The sequence below is a fragment of the Bradyrhizobium macuxiense genome, from assembly GCF_001542415.1.
GTDB lineage: Bacteria > Pseudomonadota > Alphaproteobacteria > Rhizobiales > Xanthobacteraceae > Bradyrhizobium > Bradyrhizobium macuxiense.
This window is the reverse complement of record NZ_LNCU01000042.1, coordinates 109,530-124,298: the sequence shown is the minus strand read 5'-3', so window position 1 is coordinate 124,298 and position 14,769 is coordinate 109,530. Positions and strand designations below refer to the sequence as shown.

The window sequence follows — 14,769 nt, the reverse complement described above, 5'->3', positions numbered from 1 at the left end:
CCACTTACTCGACCGACAGGTCCGGCGCTGCCATCGCGGCTTGCGGCGGACGCTTTCGGAAATAGATCGGCGCGAACGCCTGTTTCTGGTTGATCTCCATCTCGCCTTCGCGAACCAGCTCGAGGGCCGCAGCGAAGCTCGATGCGAAGACCGTTGCTCTCTGGGTGGGATCGGCGACGTATTTCATCAGGTATTCGTCGAGACAGCTCCAGTCCTCGGCAAAGCCGACGAGCCGTTCCAGCGAGGCGCGCGCCTCCGCGAGCGACCACACGGTCCGCTTCGCCAGATGCACCGAGGTCAGGACGCGCGACTGACGCTGCGTGGCATAGGCCGACAGCAAGTCGTACAGCGTCGCGGTGAACTTCGGATGCTTGATCTCTGCGATCGATTCCGGATTGCCGCGCGGAAAGATATCGCGCTGAAACTGCGGCCGGTTCATCAGCCGGTTCGCCGCCTCGCGGATCGCCTCCAGCCGCCGCAACTGGTTGGCCAGCGCGGTCGCCATCTCCTCGGCGCTCGGCCCCTCCGCCGTGGGCGGCTCCGGCAGCAGCAGCCGCGACTTCAGGAACGCAAGCCACGCCGCCATGACGAGATAGTCGGCCGCGAGCTCGAGGCGGATCTTGCGGGCCGCCTCGATGAACGAAAGGTACTGGTCGGCGAGCGCGAGGATCGAGATCTTCGCGAGGTCGACCTTCTGCTGGCGGGCAAGCGTCAGCAGCAGGTCGAGCGGGCCTTCATAGCCCTCGACGTCGACCACCAGCGCCGGCTCGCCTTCCGCAACGTCAGCCGGCCGCCCGGTCTCAAACGATAGAATTTCAGCGGTCATGCCGTACCTACCCGATTCATCAACGCGTCCAGTTCCGCCCGTGCCGATTGCCGGTCAAACGGCCCCGGCGGCTTCCGCGCGGCCAGTGCCCGGTTGGCGCGTTCCAGAGCCTTGCCGGTCAGCTCCGGCGTCTCCCGTGCAACGTCGCGCATTTCGTCGAGGTTGCCGTTGCAGTGCAGGATCATGTCGCAACCGGCGCTGACGATGGCCCGGGTCCGTTCCGCGATCGATCCGGCCAGCGCATTCATCGACACGTCATCACTCATCAACAAACCTTGGAACCCGATCAGGCCGCGAATCACCTGTTCGATGATTGTCGCAGAAGTCGTCGCCGGATGGGCGGGGTCGAGCGCGCTAAACACAACATGTGCGGTCATGGCCATCGGCAGGTCCGCAAGCGGCTGGAATGCAGCGAAATCGGTCCGTTCCAGCTCGGATTTGTCGGTATCGACTGTCGGGAGCCGAAAATGGCTGTCCGCGGTGGCCCTTCCGTGTCCGGGAATATGCTTCAGAACCGGCAGGACGCCGCCCTGTTCCAGCCCCTCGGTAACCGCCCGGGCAATCGCGGCGACCTTGCCCGGTTCCGTTCCATAGGCGCGGTTGCCGATTACCGCATCTGCTCCGGCGACCGGCACGTCCGCTAGGGGCAGGCAATCGACGGTAATGCCGAGGTCGATCAGATCGGCCGCGATCAGGCGGGAGCTGAGCCGGGCCGCGGCTAGCCCCAGCTTCGGCTCGATGTCGTAGAGCGCGCTGAAGATTACGCCCGGCGGATAGGCCGGCCAGTGCGGCGGGNGGGCCGAGCCGCTGCACCCGGCCGCCCTCCTGGTCGATCAGGACCGGGGCGTTGGCGTTACCAATCTCAGCCCTGAGTTCCGCAACAAGAGCTGAGACTTGCGCCGGAGTCTCAACATTGCGCTTGAACAGGATGAAGCCCCATGGCCGCTCGGCGCGAATGAATTCGCGCTCGGCGTCATTGAGGACCGGTCCGGCTATGCCGGTGATGAATGCGCGGTTCGTCATGCGGCCGATTAGGCCGCATGCAGCTCACCGGTCAAGGAAACGGCCGTTAATTCCTTTGGACGACGCACTGTCCGCCGGCAGATCTCAGGCTGCCGCACAGCTGAGACGCCTCCTCCGGCGAGCCAAACGGCCCGACCATGGCACGGTAGTAGACGCCCTTCTCACCGAGATCGGCCCGCTTGATCACCGCCGGATGCGATCCGAGCACGCTCGGGAACTTGTTCTGCAACACCCGGTACGACGCCTGGGCATCGGCCTCGTTCCTCTGCGACGACACCTGAACAAGGTATCCGCCACTGCTGACCGAGGCGGTCGGCGCCGTCGACGCCACCCGGGTCGGAGGCTGCGCGTCCGGCTGGCCGCCGGGCGCCAGCGACATTGGCTGGTTCGCGCTGGCATTGGCGGATGCCGGATTGCCGTGGGATGCCTGGGCCCTCGCGGCCGCTGCAGACCGGGTCGACGCAGGTGCCTGGGCCTGAGCCTGCGACGGCGCGCCATCAGGCCCGTCGCCCTTGACCGAGAGGGTGCGGATCTTGCGCGGCTCGTTGTTCGGCAGCGTGCCGTTGGCCGTGATCGGCGGCGGCGCCGCCGGCGGCGCTGATGTCGCCACGCTGGCAATCGGCGGCGGGTTCGCATTCGCGTTCAGCGGTGGAAACACCACGCGTGGTCCACTGACCTTCGAATTCGGATCCACCGGCGTCTCTTCGCGCGACACGATCTTTTCCGTGCCGTCGCCCGTGGCCATGCGGTCCGGCGTCTTGGCCGGCGCATCGGCCTGGGCTGGGATCACCTTGGTCGGGGTGTTGTCGGCCTTGATGATCGGCGGCTCGCCGCTGCGGGGCGAACCGACATAGGTTCGGTATGCGAACGCGCCGCCGGTCCCGACCACGGCGAGCGCCAGCACCGCGGCGACCGTCATCAGGCCGCTGGCCCGCCGGCGCGGCTCGGGTTCTTCGTCATAGCCCTGATAGGCATAGGGATCGTCCGGATAGGCCGGCGCGCGATCGAGGTCCTGTTCGCCCGCTTCCAGTTGCCCATAGAGCGCGTCGTCATAGCGCGACGGATCCTGGTCATGGCCGGCGCTCTGATAGTGCCGATCATCGCTGTAGGTTTCGACCGGTTGATAGGTCTGCTCCTGGTGATAGGCCTGAACCGGCTCAGGCTCAGGCGCTGGCTGCGCCTGCTGCTGAGCCGCGTAGCGGTGCAGCGGATGCACGGCGCTCGGCTGATAATCCAGCTCAGGCTCTTCATCTTCGACCTGCGGAGGCGGAGGCGGCACAGCTTCCTTGCGCGCACGCTGCATCCAGGACGGCGGCCCCGCGGGCGGCGGCTCGTCATCTTCGGCCGGTGGTTGATAGGGTTGCGGCCGCACATTGGCGCGCGACTGCAGCGGATGCGGCGGCTGCGCCTTGTTGGCGGTGCCGAACGGATCGGTTTGGCCGATCAGCCGGGCCAGCTCGGCGAGAGGATCGCTCTCAGCCCTCTGGCTCGCATCGGAGTAAGCACCGCGATCGTACTCGTCGTCGGCGGGAAAAGGTCGGTTCTGATATCGATCAGCCATTGTGATGATGCATCCCCTTCGGGACAGCGCCAGAATCGCAGGCGCTGCCGGTCCGAACGAATTGGCCCCTGCCAGATGCCCTCACAAATCCCCACTCGTGAGGGCCAAATGCCCCTGCCTACCGCATCTCGGTCGGAGCGTGGACGCCTAGTACAGCTAAGCCCGATGCCAGAACCGAGACGACGCCCTGAACCATTGCCAGTCGCGCCCTCGTGATTTCTGCATCATTATTGATAATGAAGCGTAAATAGGGCAAATCCCGCCCCTTGGTCCAGAGCGCATGAAATTCGCTGGCCAGATCATACAGGTAAAAGGCGATTCGGTGCGGCTCATGAGCAATGGCCGCCGCTTCGATCATTCGCGGATAGAGCGCAAGCCGCTTGAGCAGCTCGATCTCCGCCGGATCGGTCAACCGGTCGACGGCGGCATCCCGTAGAAATACGAGCCGGGCGTCATCGCCCTCGGGCAGCTCCGGGACCGCCTCCTCCCGCGCATTGCGGAAGATCGAGTGACCGCGGGCGTGGCCGTACTGGACGTAGAAGACGGCGTTGTCCTTGGATTGCTCGATCACCTTGGAGAGGTCGAAATCGAGCACCGCGTCGTTCTTGCGGAACAGCATCATGAACCGGACGGCGTCGGAACCGACCTCGTCGACGACGTCGCGCAGCGTGACGAAGTCGCCCGAGCGTTTCGACATCTTCACCGGCTCGCCGTCGCGCAGCAGCTTGACGAGCTGCACGATCTTGACGTCGAGCGTCGCCTTGCCGGCGGTCACGGCTTTCACCGCCGCCTGCATGCGCTTGATGTAACCGCCGTGATCGGCGCCGAACACGTCGATCAGATTGGTGAAACCGCGCTCGAACTTGTTGCGGTGGTTGGCAATATCGGAGGCGAAATAGGTGTAGGAGCCGTCCGACTTGATCAGCGGACGATCGACGTCATCGCCGTAAGCCGTGGCGCGGAACAGCGACTGTTCCCGGTCTTCGTAATCCTCGACCGGCTTGCCCTTCGGCGGCGGCAGACGGCCCTCGTAGATGTCGCCCCTGGCGCGCAGGAAATCGATGGTCTCGGCGACCTTGTTGTTGCCCGACGTGATCAGTGACCGCTCTGAGAAGAACACATCGTGATGGATGTTGAGCGCAGCGAGATCGCCCTTGATCATCTCCATCATCATGGCGATCGCCTTGTCGCGCACGACCGGCAGCCATTCGGCGTCCGCCATCCCGCGTAGCTTGTCGCCGTATTCCTTCGCCAGCGCCTCGCCGACGGGCTTCAGGTAGTCGCCCGGATACAGTCCTTCCGGGATCGCGCCGATGTCCTCGCCGAGGGCTTCGCGATAGCGCAGGAACGCCGAGCGCGCGAGCACATCGACCTGGGCGCCGGCGTCATTGATGTAATATTCCCGGCAGACATTGAAGCCCGCGAACTGCAGCAGGCTGCACAGCGCATCGCCGAACACGGCGCCGCGGCAATGGCCGACATGCATCGGCCCGGTCGGATTGGCCGAGACGTATTCGACGTTGACCTTCTCGGCCTTGCCGATATCGCTCCGCCCATAGGCCGAGCCCGCCGCCAGCACGGCACGGAGCGCGTCGGCCCAAACCTGCGGTTTGAGCGTCAGATTGATGAAGCCGGGTCCTGCGACCTCGACCGAGGCCACCAGCGCGTCGGCACGCAGACGTTCGGCGATCTTGTCGGCAAGCTCGCGCGGCTTGGCCTTGGCATCCTTGGCGAGCACCATCGCGGCATTGGTCGCCATGTCGCCATGGCTGGCATCGCGCGGCGGCTCCACCACGACACGCGACAGATCGACGCCGGCCGGCCAGTTGTCCTCGGCGGCAACAGCTGCGCAGATGGCGTGCACGCGCGTCAGCACGTCGGCGAAAAGATGCGGTGAAGCAGTGGTATCGGCCATGGCAGGGCGCTAACGCAAATCCGGGGTCGAGTCAAAAAGCCTGTGGTGCTCGATCAGGGCGAAACGGTCGGTCATTCCGGCGATGAAATTGCCGATCCGTCTGCTGCGCGCGCCTTCGGTCTCGTCCTCGGTGCCCTCGATCCATTCCGCCGGCAGGTCGCCGGGCGAACGACGGTAGCGCTCGAACAGGTCCCGGACCACCTGTTCCGCGTCCCCCATGATCTGCATCACCCGGTGATGCCTGTACATCCGCCGGTACAGGAACGCCTTGATCGCAGCCTCCTCCTCGGCCACGTCGGGCGGAAACGCGATCAGCGGCGCGTGGTGATGGCGTACATCGTGGGCGGATTGCGGCTGGGCGGCCGCGAGACGCCGGTTCGCTTCGGCCACGACCGCGCCGATGAAATGGGAGATCAGCTCGCGCACCAGTTCGGCGCCGCGCCTGACTTCGTCGAGAGCCGGATAATGCCGGTCGATCTCGCTGATAATCGCGGCGGTCAGCGGCATCTCCTTGAGATCGTCGACGGCGAACAGCCCTGCCCGGAGCCCGTCATCGATATCGTGGGCGTCGTAGGCGATGTCGTCGGCGAAGGCCGCGACCTGCGCCTCGAGCGAGGCGTAGCTCCAGAGCTCAAGGTCGTAGGTCGCGTTGTAGTCGGCGATTCCGACCGGAATGCCGCTCTCACGATAGCGCCCGACCGGCGCACCGCTGCGCTCGGTCAGCGGACCGTTGTGCTTGACGATACCCTCGAGCGATTCCCAGGTCAGGTTCAGCCCGCCGAACTCGGGATAGCGATGCTCCAGCGAGGTCACGACCCGCAAGGCCTGCGCGTTGTGGTCGAACCCGCCGTGAGACTTCAGGACCTCGTCGAGCGCCCGCTCGCCGGCATGCCCGAACGGCGGATGGCCGAGATCGTGCGCCAGCGCCAGGGTCTCGGTGAGGTCCTCGTCGAGCCCGAGCTGGCGCGCCAGCGCACGGGCGATCTGCGCGACCTCGAGCGAATGGGTCAGGCGGGTCCGATAATGATCGCCCTCGTGGAAGACGAAGACCTGGGTCTTGTGCTTGAGACGGCGGAACGCCGTGGAATGGATCACGCGGTCGCAATCGCGCCGGAACGGACTGCGGGTCCGGCTCGGCGGCTCCGCGAACAGCCGGCCGCGGCTGCGATCGGGGTCACAGGCATAAGGCGCGCGGGGGGCAGCCATTCCGACCGACACGGTATTTTAGTCCTTATCCATTTGATTCCACGGCACGACGCACTTAACTATGTGATGGGCGGGATACCAAATGAATAGGGTATGACGCCGAGCATGATCCGGAAAAGTGGACACCGGTTTTCCCTCGCGACAAACCCGTAGCGTTTGCGCGGAGATCATGCTCAAAAGAGCTTCGGAGACCGATCATGACTGCTGCCATCACCGTCAGCGAACGGGCCGCCCGCCGTATCGGGCAGATCCTCAGCAAGGAAGGCGAAGGCGCCAAGCTGCGCATTTCGGTCGAAGGCGGCGGCTGCTCCGGCTTTCAGTACAAGTTCGACGTCGAGCGCACCCAGGCCGATGACGACCTCGTGATCGAGCGCGACAATGCTGTGGTGCTGGTCGACCCCGCCTCGGTCCCGTTCCTTGCAGGCTCGGAAGTCGACTTCGTCGACGACCTGATCGGCGCCTCGTTCCGCGTCGTCAATCCGAACGCCACCGCCTCCTGCGGCTGCGGCACCAGCTTCTCGATCTGATCCTTCCTGCCGCGACGCGTATTCCGAACGCCTAAGCGGTCGGCTACTCGGCCGCGACCACCTGCTGCCGCTCGCCATCGCCGCCGGCATCGAGCTGCGGATCGAGCTTGCGCCGCAGCTTGCGGTCGATGCGGTCGAGATAGATGTAGATCACCGGCGTGATGAACAGCGTCAGCAACTGAGATACGCAGAGACCACCGACCACGGCGACGCCGAGCGGCTGACGCAGCTCCGCCCCCGCGCCGGCGCCGAGCGCGATCGGCAGCGTGCCGAAGATCGCGGCGAAGGTCGTCATCATGATCGGACGGAAGCGCAGCAGCGCGGCCTCGCGGATCGCGTGTTCGGCGCTCAGGCCGACGCGGCGGCGCTCCAGCGCGAAGTCGACCATCATGATCGCATTCTTCTTGACGATGCCGACCAGCATGATGATGCCGATCATCGCGATGACAGACAGCTCCATCCCGAACAGCATCAGCGTCAGGATCGCGCCGATACCAGCCGACGGCAGGCCTGAGATGATCGTAATCGGGTGGATGAAGCTCTCATAGAGGATGCCCAGGATCACGAAGGCCGCGAACACGGCGGCGAGGATCAGCACGCCCTGCCCGCGCAGCGAATCCTGGAAGACCTGCGCGGTGCCGGAGAAGCCGGTCGCGATCGTCGGCGGCAGGTTCGCGTTGCGCTCGAGCTCGGTGATCTTGTCGACGGCGTAGCCGAGCGAATAGCTAGGCGCGAGGTTGAACGAGATCGTCACCGCCGGCTGCTGGCCCTGGTGGTTGATCTGCAGCGGTCCGACCGTCGGGATGAGCTTCGCGACCGCGTCCAGCGGAATGGTCTGGCCGTTTGCCGTCTTCATGTAGAGCTTTGAGAGGTCGGACGGGTCGACGCGAAACTGCGGCTGCGCCTCCAGGATGATCTGATAGTCGTTGGACGGCATGTAGATGGTGCCGATCTGCCGCGAGCCGTAGGCGTTGTAGAGCTGGTTGCGGACCTGGTCGACGGTGACGCCGTAGACCGCGGCCTTCTCGCGGTCGATATCGACCGTCATCTGCGGGTTCTTGATGTAGAGATCGGTGGTGACGTCGAGCAGGCCCGGGATCTTCTCGATCTTGTCCCGCATGTCAGGCGCCAACCCGTAGAGCGCCTCGGTGTCGCCGCTCTGCATCACATACTGGTATTGGCTCTTCGACACCCGGCCGCCGATGTTGAGGTTCTGGACGCTCTGGAAGAACGCCTGCATGCCCGGGATCTCGCGCGCCTTCTGTCTGAGGCGGCCGATCACGACGGCGGCGTTGTCACGCTTTTTCTGGTCCTTCAGCGCGATGAACAGCCGGCCGTAGTTGGTGGTCGGATTGGGACCTCCGGAGCCGACGGTGGAGTTGATGTAGTCGATCGCCGGATCGGTGCGGAGCACGTCGACCAGCGCCTGCTGACGGACCTTCATCGCCTCGAACGAGGTGTCAGTCGCAGCCTCCGTCACGCCGATCAGGAAGCCGGTGTCCTCCTGCGGGAAGAAGCCCTTCGGCGCGATCATGTAGAGATAGATGGTGCCGCCGAGCGTGGCGATCGTCACGACCAGCATCAGCGCCTTCTTGGCCAGCACCCAGTCCAGCGCCCATTCATAGGTGCGCAGCCAGGCCTCGAACATCGCCTCGAACGCCCGCAGCACGATGTTCGGCCGCTTGCTCGGGTCATGGGCGCGCAGCACGCGGGCGCACAGCATCGGCGTCAGCGTCAGCGACACAAAGCCGGAGACGATGATCGCGACCGAGATCGTCACCGCGAATTCGCGGAACACGCGGCCGACGATACCGCCCATCAAGAGCACCGGGATGAACACGGCGATCAGCGAGAACGTGATCGAGATGATCGTGAAGCCGATCTCGCGCGCGCCCTTCAGGGCAGCCTCGAACGGCTTCATGCCGTGCTCGATATGGCGGACAATGTTCTCCAGCATCACGATGGCGTCGTCGACCACGAAGCCGACCGAGAGCGTCAACGCCAGCAGCGTCATGTTGTTGATGGAATAATCCAGCGCATACATCGCCGCACAGGTGCCGAACAGCGAGATCGGCACCGCCAGCGCCGGGATGAAGGTTGCGGACGCCGAGCGCAGGAACAGGAAGATCACCAGGATCACCAGCGCGATCGCGATCAGCAGGGTCTCCTCGACATCGTTGACCGCCTGCCGGATCGAGACCGAGCGGTCCATCATGACCTGCATGGTCACCGAGGGCGGGATCGCGGCGCGCAGCGACGGCAGCTTGGCGAGCACCGCATCGACAACAGCCACGGTGTTGGCGTCCGGCTGCTTCTGGATCGCGAGCACGATCGCCCGCTCGTCATTCAGCCAGGTCGCGATCTTGTCGTTCTCGACGCTGTCATAGACCTTGGCGATCTCGTCCAGCCGCACCGGCGATCCGTTGCGCCATGCGACGTAGATCTGGCGGTAGTCGGCGGCCTTGTCCATCTGGCCGGAGGCCTGCAGCGCGACGTCCTGCTTGGGGCCATTCAGCGTTCCGACCGGGGTCGAGGAGTTGGCGCGCGAGACGGCAGCGCGGATATCCTCCATCGAGACGCCGCGGGCGGCGGCGGCCTCCGGATCGGCCTGGACGCGGATCGCGAATTTCTGCGCGCCATAGATCAGGACCTGCGCCACGCCGGGAAGCTGCGACAGCGCCTGCCCGATCGTGATGTCGCCATACTCATTCACCTTTGAGAGCGGCAGCGTCGCCGACCCCAGCGAGACGAACAGCACCGGGAAATCCGCCGGATTCACCTTCCGGAAGCTCGGCGGAATGATCATCTCGATCGGCAAGCGGCGCTGCGCGATCGTCAGCGCGGTCTGCACGTCGAGCGCGGCGGCGTCGATATTGCGGTTGAGGTCGAACTGGATGGTGATGACGCTTGTGCCCTGCGACGAGTTCGAGGACATCGAGGAGATGCCGGCAATCGTCGAGAGCTGGCGCTCGATGATGCCGGCGACCGATGCGGCCATGGTGTCGGCGCTTGCGCCCGGCAAGGTGGCGGTGACGGCGATGGTCGGGAAGTCCACCTTGGGCAGCGCCGAGACCGGCAGCAGGCGGAAGCCGAACACACCGAAGGCGATGATCGAGGCGGTGATCAGCGTCGTCATCACCGGCCGACGGATACAGAGCTCGGAGAGCGTCATCTGCTAAGCCCCGGCCTTGCGCGCCCGTGGCTCGACCCGTGAACCATCAGACAGCAGGAGCTGGCCGTCCACGACGACGCTCTCACCGCCCGCCAGTCCCTCCGATATGACCGAGCTGCCTTGGGACGTGCGATCGACCTTGACCGGCTGTACGCGAGCCACGCCGTCCTTCGCAACGAACACGAAGTTGCCGTTCTGGCTGCGCTGAACCGCGACGGTCGGCACCACGACTGCCTCCTCGCTGCGGATGATCAGCTTGGTCTGCACGATCGTGCCCGGCCACAGCGTCTCGTTCTCGTTCGTCATGATGCCGCGCACGGTGACCATGCCGGTGGTCGCATCGACGGTGTTCTCGACCATCGCGACCTTGCCCTGCTCTGAGCGCTGACGGCCGGGAACGGTCGCGACCACTTTCGGATAGCCCTTCCCGATGGCCTCGCGAAGATCGACCAGCGCGCGCTGGGGAACGGCGAAAGTGACATAGACCGGCGCCATCTGGTTGATGGTCGCGAGCGGCTGGGTGTCGGCAGGACGCACGAAGTTCCCCACCTTGACGTTGGCGGCGCTGATCCGGCCGGCAAACGGCGCGCGGATGATCGTGAAGCTCTTCTGGACGCGGAGATTGTCGAGCGCCGACTGGTCGGCCTTGATAGTGCCGATCAGGATGTCGGACTGGGTCTTGGCATTGTCGAGGTTGACCTGTGTGGTCGCGCCCTTGCCGACGAGTTCGGTATAGCGGCGGAGGTCGCGCTGTGCACCTTCGAGCTGGGCCTGGTCCCTGGCCAGGACGCCCTCGGCCTGCTCGATCTGCGCGTCAATCTGCCGCGCGTCCAACGTGAACAGCAGGTCGCCCTCGTTGACTCTAGCGCCATCCTCAAAATGAACCGAGACGATGGTCGTCTCCAGCCGCGACTTCAGCGCGACGCTGGAGATCGGCGTCACCGTTCCGATCGCATCGACATCGACCGGAACCGATTTGCGTTCGGCCTTGGCGAGGTCGATCGAAACAACGCGCTGCTGGTGGGTCCCCTGCGCCGTTGCGGCGTCGCCACCCATCCATGACGACCGCGTCGCAAACGCCATTCCGGCCACAATGCCGAGAACGGCAATAGTCAGTAGAAAATTGCGTTTCTTCATAGTCCCGCACACGCCCCGCCCCATCCCGGGAGACCGGAACGGTTCGTAGCTCCCCGACGGCAATTGTTTCGCCTTGTTTCTGGAGCATTAACACAGGCCGCCGGCACATGGTATGCCACCAAGGTGAAATTGTGCGGCCGCGGCGCGGGCCGTCGAATGCGTCATTCTCCCCTTCATCAACATTCCGATGCAAAGCCTCATGTCCGCCTCTGTCCTCGTCTGCACTTGGGAGGAAGCCCGCGAACGCTCCCGCGCCATCCGCTACAGCGTCTTTGTCGAGGAGCAGCGCGTGCCGGTGGAACTGGAGTGGGACGACATGGACGCGCCGAGCTGGCACGCGCTGGCGTTTGCCGAGGACGGCACGGCCGTGGCCACGGGCCGGCTGCTGCCCGATGGCCATATCGGCCGCATGGCCGTGCTCAAGGTGGCGCGCGGTTCGGGCATGGGCGCCCGCGTGCTGGACGCGCTGATGGCGAAGGCGAGCGAACTCGGCTATCCCGAACTGATCCTCAATGCGCAGACGCATGCTGAGCCGTTCTACGCGCGCGTTGGGTTCGAGCGGGTCGGCGACGAGTTCGACGAGGCCGGCATCCCGCACATCGAGATGCGGAAACGCCTGGCCTAAGGCGAAACGCCTGTCGATGAACGCACGCGGCTCTCAATGACGTGTTGTGGAGCCGTCCACTTTGGGGGTATCCCTGTGGCTGCTGGCTGCCGCTCACGCGAAAACCCCATGCAATAAAGGACTTTCGATGTCGGTTCGCATCGCGACCTGGAATGTCAATTCGATACGGCAACGGCTCGAGCATCTCTTGAGCTGGCTGAAGGAAGCCTCCCCCGACATCGTCTGCCTACAGGAGATCAAATGCGTCGACGAGGCGTTTCCCCGCCTCGAGATCGAGTCGCTCGGCTACAACGTCGTCACCCACGGCCAGAAGACCTTCAACGGTGTCGCGCTGCTCTCGAAATTGCCGTTCGACGAGACCAAATCGGGACTGGCTGGCGACGACGAAGATGCTCACGCGCGCTTCCTTGAGGGCGTCGTCACGCTGAAACAGGGCGTGATCCGGGTCGCCTGCCTTTATCTGCCCAATGGCAACCCGCCGAACACCGAAAAATATCCCTATAAGCTCAAATGGATGTCGCGGCTTCTTGAGTACTCGAAGGAGCGACTTAAGACCGAGGAACCGCTGGTCCTCGCCGGCGACTTCAACGTCATTCCGGCGGCGCGCGACGTCTACAACCCGGCCGCCTGGATCGACGACGCCCTGTTTCGTCCGCAGACCCGTGAAGCCTTCCAGTCGCTGCTCGGCCTCGGCCTCACCGACGCCCTGCGCGCGGTCAACGACGAGCCGAGTCAGTACACCTTCTGGGACTATCAGGCCGGCGCCTGGCAGAAGAACTGGGGCATCCGGATCGATCATCTTCTGATGTCGCCACAGGCCAGCGACCGGCTGATCGATGTCGGCATCGACAGCTACGTCCGCGCCTGGGAGAAGCCGTCGGACCACGTTCCGGTCTGGGCCGACCTCGATTTCGAGACGGCCTGACGCGCCAACCTAGAAGGTCAGTTGCACCTTCATTGAGCGCGAACGGTCGCTGGCGAGCTCGAACGCATCGACCGCGGATTCGAACGGGACCGAGGCCGACAGCAGCGGCTTCAGGTCGACCAGCCCCTCGCCCATCAACCGCAGCGCCAGCTCGAACTCGGGATCGAAGCGGAAGGTGCCACGGAGCTGCAGCTCCTTGGCGACGATGGTGTTGATCGGCAGCGTCACCTCGCCGCCGAGCCCGACCTGCACGATGACGGCGCCCGGCCGCAGCAGATCGAGCGCCGACCGCAGCGCAGCCTGATTGCCTGATGCCTCGAACAGCACGTCAAGCTGGCCCTTGCCGGCCTTGTAGGGGTCGAGCGCGGCGGCATCCGTTGTGCTGTTGATCGCCTGCGTAGCACCAAGCTTGCGGGCGACCGCCAGCGGCGCCTCCGCGATATCAGTGGCGACGATCTCGGCCGCCCCGCCGTAGCGCGCGACCACCACCATCAATGCCCCGATCGGCCCGCAGCCCGTGACCAGCACCCGCTTGCCGAGCAGGCTGCCCGCCTGGCGTCCGGCATGAAGACAGACAGCAAAAGGTTCGGCCATCGCGGCCTCGGCGAACGACAGGCGTTCGGCGATCGGGATCGCCTGCGACGCATCGACCGTGATGAATTCGCGGAAGCCACCCTGCACATGGGGAAATCGCATCGCGCTGCCGAGGAAGCGCATGTCGGTGCATTGGTTGCGCATGCCCTCGCGGCAATAGGAGCACTGCCCGCACGGCAGGCTCGGATTCACCGCCACGCGCATTCCCGGACGCAGATGGGATATGCCGGAGCCGGCATCGGCGATCGTCCCCGAAATCTCGTGCCCCAGCGCCATCGGCTCTCGGATCCTCACCGTGCCGAAGCCGCCGTGATGATAGTAATGCAGATCCGACCCGCAGATGCCGCCGGCCGCGATCTTGACCCGCACCTGGTGCGGCGCCGGCGCGGGATTCTCAAAACTGTCGATCCGCAAATCGTGGGGGGCGTGGATGACGACGGCGCGCATGGTTCAGTCCCTCACTTGATGGGCGAGCGGATAGCCGCGATCACATCGCCGCCAGCATTCCGCCGTCGACATAGATGATTTGGCCGTTGACATAGTTGGACGCCTCGGAAGCCAGGAAGATCGCGGCACCGACCAGTTCGTCCGGCTTGCCCCAGCGCTTCGATGGGATGCGCGACATCAGCCAGTTGTTGAAGTCGGGGTTCGACATCAGCGCCTCGTTCATGTCGGTCAGCATATAGCCGGGTCCGATGGCATTGGCCTGGATGCCGCTCTGGGCCCATTCCACGGCCATCGAGCGCGTGAGGTTGCGGATGCCGCCCTTCGCCGCCGTGTAAGGCGCGATGGTCGGCCGCGCCAGTTCGCTGCCGAGGGAGCCGATGTTGACGATCTTGCCGCGCTTGCGCGGGATCATCCGCTTGGCCGCCTCGCGCCCAATGACGAAGGCGCTGGTGAGGTTGGTCTCGATCACCTTGCGCCATTCGTCGGTGGTGAACTCGACCAGCGGCTTGCGACGCTGGATGCCGGCATTGTTGACGAGGATGTCGACCGCGATGCCCTCGCGGTCGAAGCGCTCGAATGTCGCGACGATCGCGGCCTCGTCGGTGACATCGAACGCTGCGCCGTCAGCCTTGTGGCCTGCGGCGCGAAACTCGGCGACCGCTGTCTCCACGCGGGCCGGATCGACGCCGTTGATGATCAGCCGCGCGCCGGCTTTCGCCATGCCTTCGGCGATGGCGCGGCCGAGGCCGCGGGAGGAGCCGGTTACGAGCGCCGTGCGGCCGGAGAGATCAAACAAGGCGGTGCTCATGTC

At 65.0% G+C, this 14,769-nt stretch carries 11 protein-coding genes and 2 pseudogenes; 3 read left to right on the top strand and 10 right to left on the bottom strand.

Annotation, left to right across the window (positions count from 1 at the left end; genetic code table 11):
- Positions 1-4: 4 nt before the first annotated feature.
- From AS156_RS15515 to AS156_RS15495, 6 genes and pseudogenes are all read right to left on the bottom strand, one after another.
- Positions 5-826: a segregation and condensation protein A gene (locus tag AS156_RS15515; protein ID WP_066505599.1), complete on the bottom strand. Its 822-nt coding sequence runs from the start codon at positions 824-826 to the stop codon at positions 5-7.
- Positions 823-1,621: pseudogene (locus AS156_RS15510) on the bottom strand (glycoside hydrolase family 3 N-terminal domain-containing protein); the annotation flags it as partial. The pseudogene AS156_RS15510 and the gene AS156_RS15515, both read right to left, overlap by 4 nt.
- 1 nt (position 1,622) lies before the next feature.
- Positions 1,623-1,849: pseudogene (locus tag AS156_RS44390) on the bottom strand (beta-hexosaminidase); the annotation flags it as partial.
- Positions 1,850-1,895: 46 nt separating this feature from the next.
- Complete coding sequence (locus AS156_RS15505; protein WP_066505597.1) at positions 1,896-3,410, bottom strand: SPOR domain-containing protein; 1,515 nt, start codon at positions 3,408-3,410, stop codon at positions 1,896-1,898.
- A gap of 118 nt (positions 3,411-3,528) precedes the next feature.
- Positions 3,529-5,325, bottom strand: coding sequence for an arginine--tRNA ligase (argS, locus tag AS156_RS15500; RefSeq protein WP_066505591.1), 1,797 nt, complete (start codon positions 5,323-5,325; stop codon positions 3,529-3,531).
- A 9-nt stretch (positions 5,326-5,334) separates the two neighbouring features.
- Complete coding sequence (locus AS156_RS15495) at positions 5,335-6,543, bottom strand: deoxyguanosinetriphosphate triphosphohydrolase (RefSeq protein WP_136626240.1); 1,209 nt, start codon at positions 6,541-6,543, stop codon at positions 5,335-5,337.
- A 185-nt stretch (positions 6,544-6,728) separates the two neighbouring features.
- Here AS156_RS15495 and erpA point away from each other — a divergent pair, with 185 nt between their 5' ends.
- The gene (gene erpA / locus AS156_RS15490; RefSeq protein WP_066505587.1) at positions 6,729-7,058 is read left to right on the top strand and encodes an iron-sulfur cluster insertion protein ErpA; all 330 of its coding nucleotides are present in this window, start codon (positions 6,729-6,731) and stop codon (positions 7,056-7,058) included.
- A 43-nt stretch (positions 7,059-7,101) separates the two neighbouring features.
- Here the strand turns inward: erpA and AS156_RS15485 are convergent, their stop codons facing one another.
- Together AS156_RS15485 and AS156_RS15480 are read right to left on the bottom strand one after the other, a co-directional pair.
- Positions 7,102-10,230: an efflux RND transporter permease subunit gene (locus AS156_RS15485; RefSeq protein WP_066505585.1), complete on the bottom strand. Its 3,129-nt coding sequence runs from the start codon at positions 10,228-10,230 to the stop codon at positions 7,102-7,104.
- A 3-nt stretch (positions 10,231-10,233) separates the two neighbouring features.
- Positions 10,234-11,367 (bottom strand): efflux RND transporter periplasmic adaptor subunit, encoded by a 1,134-nt coding sequence (locus AS156_RS15480; protein WP_136626239.1) that lies wholly within the window; start codon positions 11,365-11,367, stop codon positions 10,234-10,236.
- A gap of 199 nt (positions 11,368-11,566) precedes the next feature.
- Between AS156_RS15480 and AS156_RS15475 the strand changes: the two genes are divergently transcribed.
- Positions 11,567-11,992, top strand: a complete 426-nt coding sequence (locus AS156_RS15475; RefSeq protein WP_066505884.1) for a GNAT family N-acetyltransferase — start codon at positions 11,567-11,569, stop codon at positions 11,990-11,992.
- Between the two features lie 127 nt (positions 11,993-12,119).
- Positions 12,120-12,917 carry an exodeoxyribonuclease III gene (xth, locus tag AS156_RS15470; protein ID WP_066505581.1) on the top strand — a complete coding sequence of 266 codons (798 nt, stop codon included), beginning with the start codon at positions 12,120-12,122 and terminating at the stop codon, positions 12,915-12,917.
- Between the two features lie 9 nt (positions 12,918-12,926).
- Here xth and AS156_RS15465 read toward each other — a convergent pair whose 3' ends face one another.
- The gene (locus AS156_RS15465) at positions 12,927-13,958 is read right to left on the bottom strand and encodes an L-idonate 5-dehydrogenase (RefSeq protein WP_066505579.1); all 1,032 of its coding nucleotides are present in this window, start codon (positions 13,956-13,958) and stop codon (positions 12,927-12,929) included.
- Positions 13,959-13,998: 40 nt separating this feature from the next.
- Positions 13,999-14,766 carry a glucose 1-dehydrogenase gene (locus AS156_RS15460; RefSeq protein ID WP_066505577.1) on the bottom strand — a complete coding sequence of 256 codons (768 nt, stop codon included), beginning with the start codon at positions 14,764-14,766 and terminating at the stop codon, positions 13,999-14,001.
- Positions 14,767-14,769: the final 3 nt, after the last annotated feature.